This window comes from Prosthecomicrobium pneumaticum (assembly GCF_014199915.1).
In the GTDB taxonomy this organism is placed as follows: domain Bacteria; phylum Pseudomonadota; class Alphaproteobacteria; order Rhizobiales; family Kaistiaceae; genus Prosthecomicrobium; species Prosthecomicrobium pneumaticum.
In genome coordinates this window covers 131,099-151,661 of sequence record NZ_JACHOO010000004.1, presented here as the reverse complement: position 1 = coordinate 151,661, position 20,563 = coordinate 131,099, and the positions used below count along the sequence as shown (strand labels likewise).

Sequence of the window (20,563 nt, the reverse complement as noted above, 5' to 3'; positions counted from 1 at the left end):
GGCCGCCCCGGCGGCGATCATCGGCGACCGTCCGCGCGGGCGGCCCACCCCTCCGCCGCCTTGTTCGCACGCCCGCCGCCGCTGTCAAGCGGGCTCACGCGCCGGAAGGCGCCGGACCGGTCGAGGCGCGGACGATCAGCTCGACCGGCCACAGCTCGCGGATCGTCGCCGGATCGCGGCCGGCGAGCACCTCGCCGAGCAGTTCGGCGCAGCGCACCCCCGCCGCCCGGATCGAGGATCGCGTCGTCGACATGGTCGGCACCATGGCGTCCGGGTTGAGGAAGGGGAAGACGTCGTCGTGTGCGATCATCGAAACATCGCGGCCGAGTTCGAGCCCGGCGGCGCGAATCGCGCGGAATGCGCCGAGCGACATCATCATCGAGGAGACGAGCAGCGCCGTCGGCCGCGGCCGCTCGGAAAGCAGCCGTGCGGTGATGCGGAAGCCGATCTCGTCGGTGAGCGCGCCCGTGCCGATCAACCGCTCGTCGCAGCCGAGGCCGGCCTGAAGCAGCGCCTCGCGAAAGCCGCGCTCGCGATCGCGCGCGAAGGTGAGGCGCGGATCGCCGTTGACGAGGCCGATCCGGCGGTGGCCGAGATCGATCAGGTGCTTCGTCGCGTGGCGGAAGGCGCCCTCATTGTCGATGTCGAGCCAGGCATGGGGCACGTCGGTCTCGGTGCGCCCGTGCAGGAGAAAGGGCAGGCCGAGATCCGAGAGCACGCGGATCCGCTCGTCGGCGAGCGTCGGGCTCGACAGCACGACCGCGTCGACGCGCGTCCCGCCGGCGAGCCGCCGATAGGCGGTCACCTCGTCGGCGCTCCGGACCGGCGTCATCACGATGTCGGTCTCGTGCTGCGCCAGCCGCTCGCCGAGGCCGGCGAGGAACTCGACATAATGAGGGTCGAGCAACAGGTTGCGGTCGGTCAGGAGAACGACGCCGATCGCCCCGGCGAAGCCGGTCGCCAGCCGCCGGGCGCTCGCATTCGGCCGGTAGTCGTAGCGCCGGGCGGCGTCCAGCACGCGGCGCCGGGTCTCCTCATTGACCTCGGGATACCCGTTGAGGGCGCGGCTCACCGTCGTCTGCGACAGGCCGAGATGCGCCGCCAGCTCCTTCAGCTTCATGCCTCGTCATTCCTCCCGAGGCCATTCAAAGCGCTTTCAAACTCGGCTGGCAAGACCCGTTGCCGCGGCGACCTCGAGACCGCCGCGCCTTCCGCAAGGGCATTCCAAGGTGGATGCGCAAAGCGCTGTGCCGGCTGGCAATTTGCTGATTTGTCCGACGATTTCCGTTTGACTGATGCTGCGCTGCACCTATCGCGATCATTGTGCTCGCTTGACAGGCGACGGGATTCACGTTGAACTAGCCTTCAAAGCGCTTTGGAGCCTGCGGGTCGGGCCATGCGCTTGGGGGAGGATCGGCATGACACGCTCGCGTCTCGACCCGGGCGGTCCTGGGCGCACCTCCCTTTCCGATCGGGTTATCAGGGAGGTTAACCGATGAAACTCCGCAAGAAGCTCCTCGCCCTCACGGCGCTCTTCGCGCTGGGCGCGGGGTCGGCGCACGCCGCCGATCTCTCCATGGTGCTCGGCGACACCGGCACCGGCGCGCAGTTCCTGCGCGAAGTGCTCGACAAGTACGAGAAGGATACCGGCGTCAAGGTGAACATCGTCACCATGCCGTCGTCGACGACCGACCAGTTCGGCCAGTATCGCCTGTGGCTCGCCGCCGGCAATTCCGACATCGACCTCTACCAGACCGACGTGATCTGGGCGCCGCAGCTCGCCGATCAGTTCGTCGACCTGACCGCGGCGGCGAAGGACGTCGTCGGCCAGCATTTCCCCTCGATCATCGAATCGCAGACGGTGAACGGCAAGCTCGTCGCCCTGCCGCTCTTCACCGACGCCCCGGCGCTCTACTACCGCAAGGACCTGCTCGACAAATACGGCAAGCAGCCGCCCAAGACCTGGGACGAGCTCGCCGCGACGGCGAAGGAAGTCCAGGACAAGGAGCGCGAGGCCGGCCAGAAGGATCTGTGGGGCTTCGTCTGGCAGGGCAACGCCTATGAGGGCCTGACCTGCGACGCGCTCGAATGGGTGAAGTCCTCCGGCGGCGGCCAGATCATCGAGGCCGACGGCTCGATCTCGATCAACAATCCGAACGCGGCGGCCGCGATCGAGCGCGCCAAGTCCTGGGTCGGCACGATCTCGCCTCCGGGCGTGCTCGCCTATCAGGAAGAAGAGTCGCGCGGTGTGTGGCAGACCGGCAATGCCGTGTTCATGCGCAACTGGCCCTATGCCTATGCGCTCGGCAATGGCGAGGACTCCTCGGTCAAGGGCAAGTTCGAGGTGACGACGCTTCCCTTCGCGGGCGACGGCAATCAGCCGGCGGCGACGCTCGGCGGCTGGAACGTCGCGGTGTCGAAGTATTCGAAGCAGCAGGACGCCGCGATCAAGCTCGCCATCTATCTCGCCTCGCCCGAGGTGCAGAAGTGGCGCGCCATCGAGATCGCCAATCTGCCGACGATCGAAGCGCTCTATGACGATGCGGACGTCGCCAAGGCGCAGCCCTTCATGCCGGCCTGGAAGGCGGTGTTCCAGAGCGCGGTGCCGCGGCCGTCCGCGCCGACCAAGACCAAGTACAACGAGGTCTCCTCGAAGTTCTGGACCGCCGTCCACAACACGCTGTCCGGCAACGGCACGGCGGCGGAGAACCTCGAGATCCTCGAGGCCGATCTCGAGGACCTGAAGGGTTCGGGCTGGTAAGCCCCGTTTCCCCGGGGGGCGGCCGATGCCGCCCCCCGTCCCTTCTTGCCGGCGGGGCGATTTCGCCGCACGCTCGCTGAAGCGCCGCCGCCCGGCCGAACCCCTCGGTCGAGCCGAACCCCGCGAGACGGTGACATGACGACAGTTCCGATGTCCGGCCCGAGCGGCGCCGCGGCCGCCGATTTGACCGGCCGCTCCGACCTTCAGCGCCAGCGCCTGCGCGCCGCCTGGATGTTTCTCGCGCCGATGCTGATCGCGCTCGCCATCGTCGCCGGCTGGCCGCTGGTGCGCACGATCTACTTCTCCTTTACGAACGCCTCGCTCAACAATCTGTCGGGCGCCGAATGGATCGGCTTCGACAACTACCTGCAGATCCGCACGCTCTCGAGCGGCCGGGTGCTCTATCGCGGCCTGCTCGCCGATCCCGCCTGGTGGGCCGCGGTGTGGAACACGATCCGCTTCGCCGTCCTGTCGGTCGCCTTCGAGACCGTGTTCGGCATGATCGTCGCGCTGGTGCTCAACGCCAATTTCCGCGGCCGGGCCCTCGTGCGCGCCGCCATCCTGATCCCCTGGGCCATCCCGACCATCGTCTCGGCCAAGATGTGGCAGTGGATGCTCAACGACCAGTTCGGCATCATCAACGAGATCGCGCTCAATCTCGGCCTGATCTCGCAGAAGATCGCCTGGACCGCCTCCCCGGACACCGCCATGATCGCCGTGCTGATCGTCGACGTCTGGAAGACGACGCCGTTCATGGCGCTTTTGATCCTTGCCGGCCTGCAGATGATCCCGGGCGACATCTATGAGGCGGCGAAGATCGACGGCGTTCACCCGATCAAGGTGTTCTGGAAGGTGACGCTGCCGCTGGTGCGTCCGGCGCTCATGGTGGCGGTGATCTTCCGCATGCTCGATGCGCTCCGGATCTTCGACCTCATCTATGTGCTGACGCCGAACAACGCGCAGACGAAGACGATGTCGGTGCTGGCGCGCGAGAATCTCTTCGACTTCGACAAATTCGCCTATGGCTCCGCCGCCTCGACCATGCTCTTCCTGATCATCGCGGTGATCACCATCGTCTATGTCGTCGTCGGCCGGGTGAATTTCGAGGGGGGACGCTGATGGCGATCATCAAGAAGGCGCTCTTTTATCTGCTCGTCCTCGTCATCGTCGTCGTCTCCGTTTTCCCGTTCTATTATGCGATCATCACCTCGCTGAAGACCGGCACGGCGCTGTTCCGCGTCGACTTCTGGCCGACGCAGATCTCCTTCGACAATTATACGTCGGTGCTGACGAGCCGGAATTTCCCGCGCAACGTACTGAACTCGCTGTTCGTGTCGGCCTCGGTGGTGATCCTCGCCCTGCTGTTTGCCGTCACCGCCGCCTTCGCGCTGTCGCGGGTGCGCTTCCGCGGCCGCTCGCTCCTGCTCCTCACCGTGCTCGCCGTGTCGATGTTCCCGCAGATCGCCGTGCTCGCCGGCCTCTTCGAGCTCGTCCGCGGCATGGGCCTCTACAACACGCCCTTCGCGCTGATCTTTTCCTATACGATCTTCACCCTGCCCTTCACGGTCTGGGTGCTGACCACCTTCATGCGCGACCTGCCGGTCGAGATCGAGGAGGCGGCGATCGTCGATGGCGCCACCCCCTGGGTGATCATCACCAAGGTGTTCATGCCGCTGATGTGGCCGGCGCTCGTCACGACGGGGCTGCTCGCCTTCATCGCGGCGTGGAACGAGTTCCTCTTCGCGCTCACCTTCACCTCGTCCGAGGTGCAGCGCACCGTGCCGGTGGCGATCGGCCTCCTGTCCGGCGCCAGCCAGTACGAGATCCCCTGGGGCGTGCTGATGGCGGCGTCGGTGATCGTCACCGTGCCCCTCGTCGTCCTCGTCCTCATCTTCCAACGCAAGATCGTCGCGGGCCTGACCGCCGGCGGCGTGAAGGGATAGTCTTCCTATGGCCTCGACCCATCTCGTCGCCGATCCGGACTGGTGGCGGGGCGCGGTGATCTACCAGATCTATCCGCGCTCGTTTCAGGATACCAATGGCGACGGCGTCGGCGACCTCGCCGGCATCACCGAGCGGCTCGATTACGTCGCGTCGCTCGGCGTCGACGCGATCTGGATCTCGCCCTTCTTCAGGTCGCCGATGAAGGATTTCGGCTACGACGTCTCGGATTACTGCGCCGTCGACCCGATCTTCGGCACGCTCGAGGATTTCGACCGGCTGATCGAGAAGGCGCACGGGCTCGGCATCCGGGTGATGATCGACCAGGTGCTGTCGCACACCTCCGACCAGCACGCCTGGTTCAAGGAAAGCCGCTCCTCCAAGGACAACGCCAAGGCCGACTGGTATGTCTGGGCCGATGCGAAGCCCGACGGCACGCCGCCGAACAACTGGCTGTCGATCTTCGGCGGCTCGGCCTGGGAATGGGACACGACGCGCTGCCAGTACTATCTGCACAACTTCCTGACCTCGCAGCCCGATCTCAACTTCCACACCCCCGCCGTGCAGGACGCGCTGCTCGAGACGGTCGAGTTCTGGCTGAAGCGGGGCGTCGACGGCTTCCGCCTCGATACGGTGAACTTCTACGTCCATTCGCAGGGGCTCGAGGACAACCCGCCCGCCGCGATGCGCGACCGCAATTCGCCCGAGGCGCCGGCGGTCAATCCCTATAACTGGCAGGACCACCTGCACGACAAGTCGCAGCCCGAGAACCTCGAATTCCTGAAGAAGCTGCGCGCCCTGCTCGACCGTTATCCGGACCAGACCACGGTCGGCGAGATCGGCGACGGGCCGCGCTCGCTGCACACCATGGCGGCCTATACGTCCGGCGGCGACAAGCTGCACATGTGCTACACCTTCGACTTCCTGTCGCCGATCTTCACCGCCGAGCATTTCCGCACCCGTTCGGAAGCCTTCGAATCGATCGTCGGCGACGGCTGGCCGTGCTGGGCCTTCTCGAACCACGACATCGTGCGCCACGTCACCCGCTGGTCGACGAGCCGGGAGGACGCCGAGCCGGTGGCGAAGCTCGCCGTTGCGATCCTTCTGTCGCTGCGCGGCTCGGTCTGCCTCTACCAGGGCGAGGAGCTCGGCCTGCTCGAGGCCGACGTCGCCTATGAGGATCTGCAGGACCCCTACGGCATCCGCTTCTGGCCGGAATATAAGGGCCGCGACGGTTGCCGCACGCCGATGGTGTGGGAATCGAACGCGCCGGCGGGCGGCTTCTCGGCCGGGCGGCCCTGGCTGCCGGTCTCGCCGGAGCACATCGCGCGCGCCGCCAACCGGCAGTCGGGCGACGCGAATTCGGTGCTCGAACATTACCGGCGGATGATCGCCTTCCGCCATGCGCATCCGGCGCTCGACCGCGGCGCGATCCGTTTCCACGACATCGCCGGCGACGTGCTGGCGCTCGAGCGGACGACGGACGGCGAGCGCATGCTCTGCCTCTTCAATCTCGGCACCGCGCCGGCCGCCTTCGACCTGCCGGCGGGCTATGCGGTGACGCCCCTCTCCGGCCTCGCCTTCGGCGCCCGGCTCGACGGGCGGTCGGTGCGGCTCGCGCCGCGGGATGCGTTTTTCGGGCTGATCGCCGCGGGCGGCGAGGGAGGGTGAAGCGATGGCGGAGCTGCTGCTCGAGGGGATCAAGAAGTCCTATGGCTCGGTCGCCGTGCTGCACGGCATCGATCTCGACATCAAGTCCGGCGAGTTCATCGTCTTCGTCGGACCGTCGGGATGCGGAAAGTCGACGCTGCTGCGGCTGATCGCCGGGCTCGAAGACATCACCGGCGGGCGACTGTCGATCGACGGCAAGCTGGTCAACAAGGTGGCGCCGTCCGAACGCGGCATCGCCATGGTGTTCCAGTCCTATGCGCTCTACCCGCACATGACCGTCTACGAGAACATGGCCTTCGGCATGAAGCTCGGCAAAGCGGGCAAGGCGGAGATCGACCGCCGCGTTCGCGAGGCGGCCGAGATCCTGCAGATCACGCCCTATCTCGAGCGCCTGCCGAAGCAGCTCTCCGGCGGCCAGCGCCAGCGCGTCGCGATCGGCCGGGCGATCGTGCGCGATCCGAAGGTGTTCCTGTTCGACGAGCCCCTGTCGAATCTCGACGCGGCGCTGCGCGTCGCGACCCGCATCGAGATCGCCAAGCTGCACGAGCGGATGAGCGACGTGACGATGATCTACGTCACGCACGACCAGGTCGAGGCGATGACGCTCGCCGACCGGATCGTCGTTCTGAACGCCGGGCGGGTCGAGCAGGTCGGCTCGCCGATGGAGCTCTACCACAACCCGGCCAACCTCTTCGTCGCCCGCTTCATCGGCTCGCCCTCGATGAACACCGTGCCGATGAAGGTCGAGACGGGCGGCGCGTCGCCCCGCGTCACGCCGCGCAACTGCAAGACCGTCGAGGTCGACGCGGTGATTCCCGAGGCGGCCGCCGGTGCGGAGGGCACGTTCGGCGTGCGGCCGGAAAACCTCCACGTCGTCGGCACGGACGAGCCGCCGGGCTCCGTCCCGGTCTTCGAGGGCCGCGTCGACATCGTCGAGGCGCTCGGCGAGGTGACGCTCGTCTATGTCGATGTCGGCCATGAGGAGCCGATCGTCGCCAAGATCGACAGCGATCTCTCGGTGAAGAAGGGCGACCGGGTGACGCTCGCGTCGCGGCCGGACAATTTCCACGTCTTCGACGCGAAGGGCCTCGCCTTTCCCCGCCGCAGCGCGGCCGGCTGAGCCGGCGGCCGCGCGCGGCGCCGTTCCGACGCCGCATTGACGCTCCGCCGCCCGAGCGGCTAGACCGGTCGGCGTCCCCCGGCCGGAGTGCCCCCGCTGTGTCCGAGCGCCTCGACGCGACCACCCTGCTCGCCGATCTGATCCGCTGCCCGTCGGTGACGCCGGCCGAGGGCGGCGCCCTCGCGCTCCTCGACGACGTGCTGACGCGCGCCGGCTTCCGGGTCGAGCGGCCGGTCTTTTCCGAAGCCGGCACGCCGCCGGTCGAGAACCTCTTCGCCACCATCGGCTCCGGAGCGCCGCATTTCGTCTTCGCCGGCCACACCGACGTGGTGCCGCCCGGCGATATGACGCATTGGGCGCAGCCGCCCTTCTCCGGCGCGGTGCATGACGGCCATGTCTGGGGCCGCGGCGCGGTCGACATGAAGGGCGGCATCGCCGCCTTCGTCGCCGCCGTCACCGATTTCCTCGCCGCGCGCGGCGGAGCGCCCGGCACGATCTCGCTGCTCGTCACCGGCGACGAGGAGGGCCCGGCGGTGAACGGCACGGTCAAGCTGCTCGCTTTCGCGACCGAGCGCGGCCACCGCTTCGACGCGGCGATCGTCGGCGAGCCGACCAATCCGGTCGCGCTCGGCGACGCGATCAAGATCGGCCGCCGCGGCTCGCTGTCGGGCACGCTGACCGTCCACGGCCGGCAGGGCCATGTCGCCTATCCCCATCTCGCCGACAATCCGGTGCCGAAGCTCGTGAAGCTGGTGCGGCGGCTGACCGCCGAAGCGCTCGATGCGGGCACGGAGGATTTCGACCCCTCCAATCTCGAGATCGTCGATCTCGCCGTGCCGAGCCCGGCCTGGAACGTCATCCCGGCGGAGGCGCGCGCCCGCTTCAACATCCGCTTCAACGCGCTGTGGACGCGCGACCTCCTCGCCGCCTGGCTCGACAGCCGGCTCGCCGAAGCCGCCGCCGGCGAGATCAGCTATGAACTCGAGCTCGAGACGCCGTCGAGCGAGGCCTTCCTCACCCGCTCCGAGGCGCTGATCGGCACGCTCTCCGCGGCGATCGCCGCCGTGACCGGCCGCACGCCGGCGCTCTCCACCTCCGGCGGCACGTCGGATGCGCGCTTCATCAAGGATTACTGCCCGGTGGTCGAATTCGGCCTCGTCGGCAAGACCATGCACCAGGTCGACGAGCGCGCCGCGATCGCCGATCTCGAAGCGCTCACCGCGATCTATCGCCGCTTCCTCGATCTCTATTTCGCCGCATGATCACCGAGGCGACGGCGCGCGCGCTCGCCGGCGCCTGGCGGATCTTCCTCGGCGACCGCGCGGCCCTTTCGGCCTTCGACGTTTCCGCAGAAGGGTTCTGGCGATCCTTTGGGGCAGTTCTCTTCACGGCGCCGACCTATCTCCTGATCATCCTCTTCGAAGAGCGGATGCGGATCGCGGCCGATCCGCTCCTCGTCGTCGGCGCGCCCTTCTATGCGGCGCGCGGCGCCGGCTTTCTGATCGACATCGCCTTCATGCCGGTGCTGCTCGCCCTCGCCGCCCGGCCGCTCAAGATCGAGGCCGGCTATTCGGCCTACATCGTCGTGCGCAACTGGGGCGGCGTGCTCATCCTGCTGCCGATGGCGGGCCTGATGGTGCTGACCGGCTGGGGCATCCTGCCGCTCGGCCTCTCCACGCTCCTCCAGCTGGGCGTCCTGATCATGGCGCTGCGCTTCCAGGTCGAACTGGCGCGCACCGCGCTCGGCTGGCCGCTCGGCCCGGCGCTCGGCCTTGCCGGCATCGAATATCTGTCAAGCCTCTTCGTCGTCCTCGTCACGGACCGGCTGTTCGGCGTCTGAGCGGTAATCGACCCGCACCAGATAGAGCCCGTCCGGCGGCGCGACCGGGCCGCAGCGCGCGCGGTCGCGCGCGGCGAGCGCGGCGCCGATCGCCTCGACCGGCCAGCGCCCCTCGCCGACCTTCTTCAGCGAGCCGACCATCGAGCGGACCTGGTTGTGCAGGAAGGACCGGGCCGAGACCGTCACCGCCACCTCGTCGCCCTGCCGCGAAACGGCGATCGCGGTCAGCGTCTTCACCGGGCTCTGCGCCTGGCATTCCGAGGCGCGGAAGGTGGTGAAATCGTGCTTGCCGACGAGCGCCTGCGCGGCCGCGTGCATCGCCTCGGTGTCGAGCCGGCGCGGCACGTGCCAGACCCGGCCGAGATCGAGCGCCGGCGGTGCCCGGCGGTCGAGGATGCGATAGAGATAGTGCCGCGCCGCGGCGGAGAAGCGCGCGTCGAAGCCCTCGTCGACCGCTTCGGCCTCGAGGATGGCGATCGGCTCCGGCCGCAACTGCGCGTTCATCGCCTCGCGGATCTTCTGCGCCGCGAAGGGCCGGGCGAGATCGAGATGGCAGACCTGGCCGATCGCGTGCACGCCGGCGTCGGTGCGCCCTGCGCCGCGGATGCGCACCGTCTCGCCCGAGAAGCGGAGGATCGCCTCCTCGATCGCCTGCTGCACGGAACGGCCATTCGCCTGCGCCTGCCAGCCGACATAGGGCCGGCCGTCATATTCGACCGTCAGGCGATAGCGCGGCATGGTTGATCCTCGTCAAGGTGTGCGGGCGGCCTGCCTGCTCTCCTGCCGCGAAGCACCGCCGGGCCGTTCGTCGGCGGGAAGGGGAGACGACGATGCAGGACGAACTCCGCGCCAAGATGCTCGAAATCCTCGAAGCGAACCGGATCATGACCATCGCCACCCTGCGGCCGGACGGCTGGCCGCAGGCGACCACCGTCGGCTATGCCCATGACGGGGTCGATGCGCTCTATTTCTTCGTCGGACGGGAGAGCCAGAAGGCGGCCAATATCGCCCGCGACGACCGCGTCTCGCTGACCATCGACCACGACGTCGCGAACCCGCTCGCGATCACCGGCCTCTCGATGGCGGCGCATGTCCGGCCCGTCACCGACCCGGCCGAGATCGGCCGCGCCTTCGCCCTGCTCGGCGCCAAATATCCGGAATATGTCGCGCATCAGGGCGATTTCGATTTCTCCGTCGTCGCGACGATGAAGGCGGTGCCCGTCATCGTCTCCGTCCTCGACTATTCGAAGGGCTTCGGTCACAGCGATCTCGTCACCCTCGACGCCGAAGCCGGGCGGCCTGCCGCCGCCTGAGCCTCAGCCGAGCACGGCTCCTTCCGAAATCGCCGCGCCGCGCAGAAAATCTTCGGCGCGCATCGGCTTGCCGCCTGCCCGCTGCAGTTCGACGAGCCGCACGGCCCCCTCGCCGCAGGCGACGGTGAGCCGGTCGTCGAGCAGATCACCCGGGGCACCGGCGCCCGCGGCCCGCGTCGAGCGCAGCACCTTGACGCGCTCGCTCCGGCCGGCGAGCGTCATCTCGCACCAGGCGCCGGGAAAGGGCGACAGTCCCCGGATGTGGTCGTGCACCGCCGCGGCCGGCCGGGTCCAGTCGATCCGCGTTTCGGCCTTGTCGATCTTCGCCGCGTAGGTGACACCCGTCTCGGCCTGCGGCGCGGTCGCGAGCGCGCCGCGCGACAGCGCGGACAGAGCCCGCGCCATCAGGTCGGCGCCGAGCCGCGAGAGCCGGTCGTGCAGTTCCCCGGCCGTCTCGTCGGCGCCGATCCGCACCCGCTCGGCCATCGCCACGGGGCCGGTGTCGAGCCCCGCCTCCATCCGCATCACCATCACGCCGGTCTCGGCATCGCCCGCCATGATCGCCCGGTTGATCGGCGCCGCGCCGCGCCAGCGCGGCAGGAGCGAGGCGTGCAGGTTGAAACAGCCCTCGCGCGGCGCGTCGAGCACGGCCTGCGGCAGGATCAGGCCATAGGCGACGACCACCGCGGCATCGGCATCGAGCGCTGCGAAATCGGCCTGCGCCGCGGCATCTTTCAGGCTGCGCGGGGTGAAGACCGGAATGCCGAAGCGCTCCGCCGTCTCGTGCACCGGCGATCTCCGCTCCGCCATGCCGCGCCCGGCGGGCTTCGGCGCGCGGGTATAGGCCGCGACGACCTCGTGCCCCTGGCCGATCGCCTCGACGAGCGTCGGCACGGCGAAATCGGGCGTACCCATGAAGACGATGCGCAGCGGCAAGGACGATCCCCTCTCGGCGAAGCGACCGACATCGGCACTCGCGGCTTGAGAGTCAAGCCGTTCGGCGTGATGCTCGCCTTCTCCCGTCCCCCGCGAGGCACGCCCGAACGTCATGCCGGAGCCGCAGATCCACCGCCTCAAGCCCGGCTATGAGAGCCTCGGCCTCGTCATCGACTTCCTGACGCAGGAGCCGCCCTTCGCCCGCTACGCGGCGGGCGTGCTCGCGGCGGCGGTCAAATACCAGCTCGGCGAGAACTGCCACCTGGCGCTCGTCGAGGACGGCCGGCTGACGGGTTATCTCGGCTGGCTGATGGTGACGCGCACGATGGGCGAGGCCTGGATCGCCGGCGATCTCGCCGAGCCGCGGCCGGTGCCGCACGAACGGGCGGACGCGATCGCCCTCACCGTCATCCGGGTCGCACGGCCGCAGTCGAGGCCGCTTCTGATCGGCCCGTTTCGCCGCGCCATGGGTGAGCGGCGGATCTTCTACAAGCGGCACTATGCGAGCGGCCGGAAGCGCCTCGGCGCCCTCGGCGTCACGGCACCGTGGCGGTGAGGCGGAGGAACCCGGAATGGACGAGCAGATCGGCCGAGCCGAGCGTCACGCTGCCGTCGTCGGTCGCGCCGTCGAGCGAGGGCGCGAGGTCCCACCACTGCTGCGCCCGATAGCCGACCTCGACCGAAAGCGCCGGGCCGAGACGATAGGCGAGGCTCGCAGAGGCCTCGGCGTTCCAGAGCGGGCTGTCGACGCTGCGGGACGCGCTGCCGCTGCCCACCAGGCTCGCCCCGTTCATCCGCAGATAGTCGTAATTCTGCTCCGAGCCGGTGAAGAGCGCCGAGCCGGCAGCCGAGACGTTGAACGAGAAGGGCGTGTCGCCGAGCGGGATGCTCGCCTCGGCGCCGAGCCGCGGGCCGGCGGCCCAGATCTCGCTGTCGCCGCCATAATTGCCGATCTTGTCGGAGCCCGGATCGTCATAGCCATAGGCGATCGTCGAATCGGCGTGCAGCACCCGGCCGCCGGCGAACAACCTTCCGCCGAAGGGCGCGCCGAGTTCCGGACGATAACCGAGTTCGGCATCGAGATACTGGAAGTCGAACCGGCTCTCGGCGAAGGCGTCGTCATCGACATCGCGGCTCGTCGCGTCGCCGAGGGCGGCGACATGCCCGCCGATCCGCCAGTCCCAGCTGGGGTCGATCGTCCGGCCGATCGAAAGCCCAAAGCCCATCCCGTCCGAGCCGGGGCCGAGCGGGGCGAGATCGCCGAGAAAGGCCTGTGCCTCCGCGCCGCCGAACGCGGTTCCACCCTCGTTGAAGAGCACGCTGCCCTCGAACGACACCGTCGTGCTCGGCTCAAAAGGCGCCGGGGCGGACTGCGCGAACACGGGCGAGACCGACAGGCCCGCCAGGACCAGGGCCGACACGGAATGGAGAAACCGGCGACGAAGCGCCGTCGCGCGCACGCTGAAACCCGTCGCCTTCATGGCCGCCGCGCCCGAGAATAACGAGTGGAGCGACCAAGCTATCACGGCGCGCCGGGCCCGTCGATGCGACGCTCGACGCTCAGTCCTCGCGCTTTCCGTCGAAGCTCGGCTTCGTCCCGGTCTTCGCGGCCTTCGTGAACTTGCGGATGACCATGTCGCGTTTCAGCCGCGACAGATGGTCGATGAACAGCTTGCCATCGAGGTGGTCGACCTCGTGCTGGACGCAGGTGGCGAGCAGGCCCTCCGCACGGATTTCCTGCTGCGCTCCGTCGCGGTCGAGGAAGCGCACCGTCACCGCGGCCGGCCGCTCGACCTCGGCGTAGTAGTCGGGGATCGACAGACACCCCTCCTCATAGACGGAGGGCTCGTCGGACGCCGCGACGATCTCCGGATTGATGAGGAAGAGCGGCCGCTTCTCGCCGTCCTCGCGGGTCGCGACGTCGATCGTCACGATGCGGCGCGGCACGCCGACCTGGATCGCGGCGAGGCCGATGCCGGGCGCCTCGTACATCGTCTCCAGCATGTCGTCGAGGAAGCGGCGGAGATCGTCGTCGACGCGCTCGACCTTCTCGCTGACGCGGCGGAGGAGCGGATCGGGCAGGGTGATGATGTCGAGCTTGGCCATGTCAGCAGCGGGTTCGAGGGCTGCCGTCACATAAGTGACGTGCCGCGGCGGGTCAACCGAGCGGCGCGGGGCCATGTTCCTGTTTTGTATCGGTCACCGCCGAATCGCGCTAGGATCGGGCGATGAACGCCGTTCTCTTCCAGATCGCCGGGTGGCCGGTGACCGCCATGCAAGCGCTCGCCGCTTCCGGCGGCGCGATCCTGCTCCTCTTCCTCGTCGTGCTCGCCGCGCTCCCGGCTGCGGCAGCGCGCAGCCGCGTGGCCGAGGAGGAGGCCGCGGCGCGCGCCGAGGAGCTCGAAATGCGCCTCGGCGAGCTGATGCGCCTGCAGGGCGAGATGACCGGGCGGATGCAGACGATCGCGGAGGTGTTCGGCGCCCGCCAGTCGGATCTCGTGAGCGGCCTCAACGAGCGGCTCGACCGCTTCGGCCACCGGCTCGGACAGACCGTGTCGGACGCGACGAAGAACACGCACGAGAGCCTGTCGCGCCTCGCCGAGCGGCTGGCTGTGATCGACACGGCGCAGAAGAACATCACCGAACTGTCGCGCGAGGTGGTCTCGCTGCAGCAGGTGCTCGCCAACAAGCAGACCCGCGGCGCCTTCGGCCAGGCGCGGATGGAGGCGATCGTCGCCGACGGCCTGCCGATGGGCGGCTATGCCTTCCAGGCGACGCTGTCGAACGGCACCCGGCCGGACTGCGTCGTCTTCTTCCCGAACGGCGCGCCGATGCTCGTCGTCGACGCGAAATTCCCGCTCGAGGGATGGAACGCCATCCGCGCCGCGGAAGGCCCCGAGGCCGTGAAGGCGGCCGAGACGCAGTTCCGCCGCGATGTCGGCAAGCATGTGCGCGACATCGCCGAGCGCTATCTGATCGCCGGCGAGACGCAGGACACCGCCTTCATGTTCGTGCCGTCGGAATCGGTCTTCGCCGACATCCACGAGCGCTTCGAGGATATCGTCCAGGCGGCGCTCAGGGCGCGCGTCGTGATCGTCTCGCCCTCGCTGCTGATGCTCTCGATCCAGGTGATGCAGGCGGTGCTGAAGGACGTGCGGATGCGCGAACAGGCGCATCTGATCCAGCGCGAGGTGGCCGAGCTGATCAAGGATGTCGGCCGGCTGAACGAGCGCGTCGGCAAATTGCAGAGCCATTTCGGCCAGGCGAGCCGGGACATCGACGACATCCTCGTCTCGACCCGCAAGCTCGCGAGCCGCGGCGAGAAGATCGAGGCGCTCGATCTCGGCGAGGAGATCGAGCGCGAGCGCCAGCCGGACCTGCTCGCCGGCGCCTGAGGCTACGCCCGCCGGGCCGACGCGGCCGGCGGGACGGGCATGGCACCGCCGGTCAGGCCATCAGCCGGATCATGGCGCGGAACAGTTCGAGATCATCGCGCGCATCGGCGATCGTCGTCTTCGGCGTCTTCTTCGCCGTCACATTGTCGTGGAAGGCGCGCCATTCGACGACGAAGGAATCGCCGCGCGTCGGATAGCTCGTCGTCGCCGCGATGCCGGCCGGACCATGGCTCCGGATCACGCTCATCCGCGCCGGCTGGTTGCGGACATAGGGCGTGTCGTAATCGACGCGGACGATCTCGGTCGGCGTGTAGACCTCGAGATGCGCGTCGAAATGGGCGATCTGGTCGACGCCGGTCTCGAACTGGCAGACGAAGTCGCCATAGTCGAACGTGCCGGTGAGCACCCGGCCGCCCTTTCTCTGGGTGGCGTGCAGCACCGCCTTCGGCAGGCCGATCAGCTCGCGCATCGCCGAGATGTCGTGCGAGGAGAGACCGAGCAGCAGGTTGTAGGCGACCGCCACCGGCCCCTCGCCGATGCCGATCGCCGCCTCGACGGAGGCCGCCATCGCCGCCTTCGTCCGCTCGATCAGGCTGTCCGGCAGATCGGTGCCGCGGATGACGGTCGAGGTCGAATCGATGATCCGGGCATTCGGCCCGATCACGTCGTGGACGCGGGCGAGGATGATATCGCCGCGGATCTTCGAGACGTGTTCGACCGCCTCGGTGAAGGCCGGCGCATAGCGGCGCATGAAGCCGATCTGCGCCGTGACGCCATAGCGAGCCTCCGCTTCGGCGAGCGCGTCCGCCTCGGCGAGGGTGACGCACATCGGCTTCTCGATCAGCACATGCTTGCCGGCCCGCATCGCGTCGATCGCGACGGGCGCGTGATAGACGTGCGGATTGGCGACGAGCACCACGTCGACCGCGGCGCTCTCGACCAGTTCGCGATGGTCGAGGAAGCGCTCGGCATCGGGCAGGCGCGCGCCGACCGCGGAGAGGACGCGCGGGCTGACGTCGCACAGCGCGGTGATCGTGAAGAGGTCGTGGAGCTGGAGCAGGCCGGGGATGTGGATCGTCTGGGCGACTTCACCGCAGCCGACGATGCCGACGCGAAGGGTCTGGGACACGAGATGTTTCCTTGGGAGCTTTTCGGGGGGTGCGGCGGGGCGAGACGCTCCGCCGCGAGGCGCGTCATCCCTTCACGCCGCCGGAGACGGCGCCGTAGGTGATGTATTTCTGGATGCCGAGGAAGAGGATGAAGGTCGGGATCACCGTCACCGTCGCCGCGGCCATCAGGCTTCCCCAGTCGGTCGAGTATTGCTGCATGAACATCGTGATGCCGACCGGCAGCGTCATCGTCGATTCGTCCTTGAGGAAGACGTTGGCGACGAAGAACTCGTTGTAGGAGAAGAGGAAGGAGAAGATCGCGATCGCCGCGAGGCCCGGACCGGAGAGCGGCAGGACGATGCGGATGAAGGCGCCGAAGCGCGAGCAGCCGTCGACGAGGGCCGCCTCCTCCAGCTCGCGCGGGATGGTGTCGAAGAAGGCCCGCGCCATCCAGGTCGCGAAGGGCAGGTGAACGACCGTGTAGACGATGATCACCGAGAGCGGGTTGTTGATCAGCCCGAGGTTGCGGAAGAGGATGAAGAGCGGGATCAGCGCGAGGATGATCGGGAACATCTGCACGACGAAGAGCGAGCGCGAGAAGCCCGTCAGGAAGCGGCCGCGATAGCGCGACAGCGCGTAGCCGGCGAACGAGGCGGCGACCAGGCCGAACAGCGTCGCCCCGCCAGAGACGATCATCGAATTGGTCAGGAAGCGCCAGAAATTCGTCCGCTCGGAGAGATAGAAGTAGTTGGCGAGCGTCGGCATTTCCGGCCACAGGCTGCGGCTCGCCATCAATTGCTGCGTCGTCTGCAGCGAATTGAGCCCCATCAGGATGATCGGGAAATTGATGAGGAGCACGATGACGAGGAGGACTGCGAAGCGGCGCCAGCGCTGAACGGCCGTCGGAGCGCGGTTCATCGGTCGGCTCCCTTCTGGCGGCGGAGCATGACGACGACGAGCCCCATCAGGATGATCAGCGTGACGAAGGAGGTGGCAGAGCCGAGACCGACATCGTTGCGGCCGAAGGTGTAGCGGTAGGCGAGCAGGACGAGGTTCTCGGTGGCGTTGGCCGGTCCGCCCTGGGTCAAGAGCCACGGCGTGTCGAAATCGTTCACCGACCAGATCGTCATCAGGAGGCCGAGCACGATCGAGATGTTGGCGATCTGCGGCATCGTCACATGGCGGAAGGCCTGCCAGCGGGTCGCGCCGTCGATCTCGGCGGCCTCGTAGAGCGTCCGGTCGATGCCCTGCAGCGCGGCGAGCAGCGACAGCATCATGAAGGGGAAGCTCCGCCAGATCTTGATCACGATGACGGCCACCGTTGCCCAGTGCTCGTCGGACAGGAAGAAGATCGGGCTGCCGCCGAAGAAGCCGATGATCTGGTTGAAGAGGGCGCGGTCGTCCGCCATCATCCAGCGCCACGAGACGATCGAGACGATCGACGGCACGATCCAGGGCAACAGCAGCGCGACGCGGAAGAAGGCGCGGCCGGGCACTTCCTGGTTCATGAGCAGCGCGAGACCGAGGCCGAGCAGATAGCAGCCGGCGACGTTCGCCGCCGCGAAGACGAGGCTGAAGACGACGGCGCGGTGGAAATCGCGCGAGACGAGCAGCTCGGTGTAATTGTCGAGGCCGATGAAGCGGCCGAATTTCAGCAGCGAGCCGTCGGTGAAGGAATAGTAGAAGCCGGTGACGATCGGATAGGCGATCACCGTCAGCATCAGGATGACGGACGGCGCGAGAAGCAGGAAAGGCAGGGCGCCGCCGGAGCGGATCCAGGCCCTGGCGCTTTCGCGCCAGGACCCGGCGGCCCGGGGGAGGACGTTCTGGGCCGTTGTCACGCGGTCACTCCCCGAGAATGCCGCGCAGCCGCTGCTCGGCCGTGTCGAGGGAGGCGCCGAGATCCTTGCCCTGCCAGATTTCCTGGACGAGCGTCTGCATCACGCCCTCGCCCTCGACCTCGTTGAGCGCCGGGAAGATGCCTTCGGCCTGGGTCGCGGTGGTCTTGCCGGTCGGGACATAATTCTCGAGCACATAGGAGCGCGACGGGCTCCCGGTGAAATAGGGATCGGCGGCGATCGAGGCGCGGGTCGGCAACTGGCCGGAGCGGCCCTTGGTCCAGAGTTCCTTCTGGTTCTTCGACCACCACTTGAGGAAGGTCTTCACCTCTTCGGGGTGCTGGGTCTGCTGATAGACCATGATGTTGTTGACCCAGAAGATCGTGCCCTTGTCGCCATGCGGACCGGCGAGCGGAGGCACGATGCCGATATTCGCCGCCTGGTCGCCGGCCTGGTCGATCGCGCCGGGGCCGTCGAGCATGAAGGCGGCCTCGCCGCGGGTGAAGGCGCCGCGCCGGTCGTCGGAATTGTAGCCGACGCTCGCCGGGCTCACCGAGCCGTCCGCCGCCATGCCGGCGAGATATTGCAACGCCTCGACATTGCGCTCGCTCTTCAGGTCGAGCTTGCGGTCCGCGGTGAAGAGGCCGCCGCCATTGTTGAGGATGGCGTTGTAGATGTAGTGCGAGCCGCCGGTGTCACCGGAGGCGACGACGCCGTATTTGCCGTCCTTGGTGAGCGCCTTCGCCGCGTCGCGCAGCTCCTGCCAGTTGGTCGGCACGGCGATGCCGGCCGCCTCGAGCAGGTCCTTGCGATAGAACCAGACGCGGATGTCGAGGCCCCAGGGCAGCGCGACGTAATGGTCGTCATAGCGCAGCGTATCGACCGTGCCGGGCAGGAAGTCGTCGAGATCGCCCGAGGCCTTCATCTCCTCGACGAGATCGTCGACCGGCCGGATGGCGCCGAGATCGTAGAGCTGCACCGCCTGATAGCCGGCACCGGTCGAGACGTCCGGCGCGGTGCCGGCGCCGATCGCGGTGACGAAGGTCTGGTACCAGTTGTTCCACGGCACCGAGCGGTATTCGACCTTGATCTCGGGGTGTTCGGTGTTGAACTGGTCGACGAGGCCCTTCGCCGCGTCGATATATTCCGGCGGGCCCCAGATCATGTCCCAGAAATTGAGCGTGACGGGCTGCTGCGCCGAGGCGGAGAGCGTCGAGAGGCCGATGAGCGCGCCGGCCGCGATGGACGCGAGATACCGGGCCGCGCCCCGCTGCCGGAGCTGGCTGAAAATGGTCATGGCGTTTCGTTCCCTTGGATTGGTGGTTTTCGTCGGTCGTCAGACGGTCTGGCGGGAGGCGATTTCTCCTTCTCGGGCCGGGGGATCTGCGGGACGGGTTGAGCCGGACGGCGGCGCCGTCGACTGGCGGACGACGAGGTGCGGCGCGAGCGTGACGACCCGTGGCGCGCTCCGCGGATCCTCGATCGCGGCGAGGGCGAGCTGGAAGGCGGTGAGGCCGAGCTCGGCCATCGGCTGCGCGACCGATGTCAGTTTCGGCGCCAGATGCGGGGCGAGCGTGTCGTCAAAGCCGACCAGCGCGATGTCGTCGGGCACGCGCAGCCGCGCCTCGTAGAGCGCCTGCAGCGCGCCGGTCGCCAGCATGTCGGTGCCGACGAAGAGCGCGGTCGGCCGCTCGGCGAGGGCGAGCAGGTCGCGCGTGTGGCGATAACCCTCGCTATCCGAGCCGTCCGCGCCGAGCTTGATGTAGCGGCCGAGCCGGACGAGGTCGGGATCGGGGTCGATGCCCGCTTCGCGCAGACAATCGCGATAGGTGTCGAGCCGCTCCTCCTCGATCGAGCGCGGCTGGATGCGGGCGTGCGGGTAGAGCGCCGGATCGCCGCCGATGAAGGCGATGCGGCGGTGGCCGAGGCCGATCAGATGGCGCATCGCCATCCGCACGCCGGCCGGATTGTCGACCAACACCGCGCTCGTGTCGCCGGTGCGCTGCCGCTCGATCTGCACCACCGGCATGGCGGCGGCGCGCAGCAGCGCGATGTTCGCGGCGTCCTGCGCATAGGTGAAGATCACCGCGTCGACGCGCCGCTCGATGAAGCTCTCGACCGCCAGCCGCTCGTCGGCCGTGTTGCCCTTGTGGTTGAAGAGAAAGGTCTTGTAGCCATTGGCGAGCGCCTCGCCCTCGACCGCGCGCACGACATGGGTGAAGAACGGGTTGGCGCCGATCTCGAGCACGATGTGGCCGATCGTATAGCTGCGCTGGGTGCGCAGCCCGCGGGCGACGACGTTCGGCCGATAGCCGGTCGCCTGCACCGCCGCCTCGACGCGGCTCCGGGTCTCCTCCCCGACATAGCCGTCGCCATTGATGACGCGGGCGACCGTGGCGCGCGAAACGCCGGCGGCGCGGGCGACGTCGAGCAATGTGACGGACCGGGGCCTCATCGCAGCGCCGCCCTCCTCGCGACCTGAGATCGATCTCACAAGGCTATGAGATCGATCTCAGAGTGTCAATGCGGATTGAACGAGCCGGAACGGCTGGCGGGGACCCGTCATTCCGGAGGGCGCGAGGCGACGACCATGACCATCGAACCGATGGAGCCCGGCCCGCCGGTTCCCGCCGGTACCG

The 20,563-nt window shown here is 68.3% G+C and carries 20 protein-coding genes; 10 read left to right on the top strand and 10 right to left on the bottom strand.

Annotated features, from left to right (window positions below; all coding sequences use genetic code 11):
* Positions 1 to 94: 94 nt before the first annotated feature.
* On the bottom strand, positions 95 to 1,120 hold the full coding sequence (locus GGQ63_RS11025; protein WP_183855715.1) for a LacI family DNA-binding transcriptional regulator: 1,026 nt from the start codon (positions 1,118 to 1,120) through the stop codon (positions 95 to 97).
* 375 nt (positions 1,121 to 1,495) lie between these two features.
* Between GGQ63_RS11025 and GGQ63_RS11020 the strand changes: the two genes are divergently transcribed.
* The 7 genes from GGQ63_RS11020 (at position 1,496) to GGQ63_RS10990 (ending at position 9,333) form a co-directional block, all read left to right on the top strand.
* Entirely contained in the window at positions 1,496 to 2,761 is a 1,266-nt protein-coding gene (locus tag GGQ63_RS11020; protein ID WP_183855712.1) for an ABC transporter substrate-binding protein, read from the top strand.
* A gap of 135 nt (positions 2,762 to 2,896) precedes the next feature.
* On the top strand, positions 2,897 to 3,880 hold the full coding sequence (locus tag GGQ63_RS11015; protein ID WP_246429731.1) for a carbohydrate ABC transporter permease: 984 nt from the start codon (positions 2,897 to 2,899) through the stop codon (positions 3,878 to 3,880).
* The gene (locus tag GGQ63_RS11010; RefSeq protein ID WP_183855710.1) at positions 3,880 to 4,704 is read left to right on the top strand and encodes a carbohydrate ABC transporter permease; all 825 of its coding nucleotides are present in this window, start codon (positions 3,880 to 3,882) and stop codon (positions 4,702 to 4,704) included. The genes GGQ63_RS11015 and GGQ63_RS11010 overlap by 1 nt, the downstream gene beginning before the upstream one ends.
* Before the next feature lie 7 nt (positions 4,705 to 4,711).
* Positions 4,712 to 6,373: a beta-galactosidase BglA gene (bglA, locus tag GGQ63_RS11005; RefSeq protein ID WP_183855708.1), complete on the top strand. Its 1,662-nt coding sequence runs from the start codon at positions 4,712 to 4,714 to the stop codon at positions 6,371 to 6,373.
* Positions 6,374 to 6,377: 4 nt separating this feature from the next.
* Positions 6,378 to 7,493, top strand: a complete 1,116-nt coding sequence (locus GGQ63_RS11000; protein ID WP_183855706.1) for an ABC transporter ATP-binding protein — start codon at positions 6,378 to 6,380, stop codon at positions 7,491 to 7,493.
* Positions 7,494 to 7,591: 98 nt separating this feature from the next.
* The gene (gene dapE, locus GGQ63_RS10995; protein ID WP_183855705.1) at positions 7,592 to 8,755 is read left to right on the top strand and encodes a succinyl-diaminopimelate desuccinylase; all 1,164 of its coding nucleotides are present in this window, start codon (positions 7,592 to 7,594) and stop codon (positions 8,753 to 8,755) included.
* A complete protein-coding gene (locus GGQ63_RS10990) occupies positions 8,752 to 9,333 on the top strand; it encodes a hypothetical protein (RefSeq protein WP_183855703.1) in 582 nt (193 codons plus the stop codon). The genes dapE and GGQ63_RS10990 overlap by 4 nt, the downstream gene beginning before the upstream one ends.
* On the opposite strand, the gene truA is transcribed toward GGQ63_RS10990, so the two are convergent.
* Positions 9,286 to 10,071, bottom strand: coding sequence for a tRNA pseudouridine(38-40) synthase TruA (truA, locus tag GGQ63_RS10985; protein ID WP_183855700.1), 786 nt, complete (start codon positions 10,069 to 10,071; stop codon positions 9,286 to 9,288). The two genes, GGQ63_RS10990 and truA, sit on opposite strands and share 48 nt — an antisense overlap.
* Positions 10,072 to 10,163: 92 nt before the next feature.
* Here truA and GGQ63_RS10980 point away from each other — a divergent pair, with 92 nt between their 5' ends.
* On the top strand, positions 10,164 to 10,646 hold the full coding sequence (locus GGQ63_RS10980) for a pyridoxamine 5'-phosphate oxidase family protein (RefSeq protein ID WP_183855698.1): 483 nt from the start codon (positions 10,164 to 10,166) through the stop codon (positions 10,644 to 10,646).
* Positions 10,647 to 10,649: 3 nt separating this feature from the next.
* On the opposite strand, the gene fmt is transcribed toward GGQ63_RS10980, so the two are convergent.
* Positions 10,650 to 11,576, bottom strand: a complete 927-nt coding sequence (gene fmt / locus GGQ63_RS10975) for a methionyl-tRNA formyltransferase (RefSeq protein ID WP_183856176.1) — start codon at positions 11,574 to 11,576, stop codon at positions 10,650 to 10,652.
* Between the two features lie 118 nt (positions 11,577 to 11,694).
* On the opposite strand from fmt, the gene GGQ63_RS10970 reads away from it, so the two are divergent.
* The gene (locus GGQ63_RS10970) at positions 11,695 to 12,138 is read left to right on the top strand and encodes a hypothetical protein (RefSeq protein WP_183855696.1); all 444 of its coding nucleotides are present in this window, start codon (positions 11,695 to 11,697) and stop codon (positions 12,136 to 12,138) included.
* On the opposite strand, the gene GGQ63_RS10965 is transcribed toward GGQ63_RS10970, so the two are convergent.
* Together GGQ63_RS10965 and def are read right to left on the bottom strand one after the other, a co-directional pair.
* Positions 12,119 to 13,063: an Lpg1974 family pore-forming outer membrane protein gene (locus tag GGQ63_RS10965; protein ID WP_183855693.1), complete on the bottom strand. Its 945-nt coding sequence runs from the start codon at positions 13,061 to 13,063 to the stop codon at positions 12,119 to 12,121. The two genes, GGQ63_RS10970 and GGQ63_RS10965, sit on opposite strands and share 20 nt — an antisense overlap.
* A 79-nt stretch (positions 13,064 to 13,142) precedes the next feature.
* Positions 13,143 to 13,688: a peptide deformylase gene (def, locus tag GGQ63_RS10960; protein ID WP_210308470.1), complete on the bottom strand. Its 546-nt coding sequence runs from the start codon at positions 13,686 to 13,688 to the stop codon at positions 13,143 to 13,145.
* Between the two features lie 122 nt (positions 13,689 to 13,810).
* On the opposite strand from def, the gene GGQ63_RS10955 reads away from it, so the two are divergent.
* On the top strand, positions 13,811 to 14,977 hold the full coding sequence (locus GGQ63_RS10955; protein WP_183855689.1) for a DNA recombination protein RmuC: 1,167 nt from the start codon (positions 13,811 to 13,813) through the stop codon (positions 14,975 to 14,977).
* A 52-nt stretch (positions 14,978 to 15,029) separates the two neighbouring features.
* Here GGQ63_RS10955 and GGQ63_RS10950 read toward each other — a convergent pair whose 3' ends face one another.
* The 5 genes from GGQ63_RS10950 to GGQ63_RS10930 form a co-directional block, all read right to left on the bottom strand.
* Positions 15,030 to 16,106, bottom strand: coding sequence for a Gfo/Idh/MocA family oxidoreductase (locus GGQ63_RS10950; protein WP_183855687.1), 1,077 nt, complete (start codon positions 16,104 to 16,106; stop codon positions 15,030 to 15,032).
* Between the two features lie 64 nt (positions 16,107 to 16,170).
* Positions 16,171 to 17,004: a carbohydrate ABC transporter permease gene (locus tag GGQ63_RS10945; protein ID WP_183855685.1), complete on the bottom strand. Its 834-nt coding sequence runs from the start codon at positions 17,002 to 17,004 to the stop codon at positions 16,171 to 16,173.
* Entirely contained in the window at positions 17,001 to 17,927 is a 927-nt protein-coding gene (locus tag GGQ63_RS10940) for a carbohydrate ABC transporter permease (protein WP_343061132.1), read from the bottom strand. Before GGQ63_RS10940 ends, GGQ63_RS10945 begins: the two co-directional genes overlap by 4 nt.
* Before the next feature lie 4 nt (positions 17,928 to 17,931).
* Positions 17,932 to 19,221, bottom strand: coding sequence for an ABC transporter substrate-binding protein (locus GGQ63_RS10935; RefSeq protein WP_183855683.1), 1,290 nt, complete (start codon positions 19,219 to 19,221; stop codon positions 17,932 to 17,934).
* A gap of 39 nt (positions 19,222 to 19,260) precedes the next feature.
* The gene (locus GGQ63_RS10930) at positions 19,261 to 20,379 is read right to left on the bottom strand and encodes a LacI family DNA-binding transcriptional regulator (protein WP_183855681.1); all 1,119 of its coding nucleotides are present in this window, start codon (positions 20,377 to 20,379) and stop codon (positions 19,261 to 19,263) included.
* Between the last annotated feature and the right edge of the window lie 184 nt (positions 20,380 to 20,563).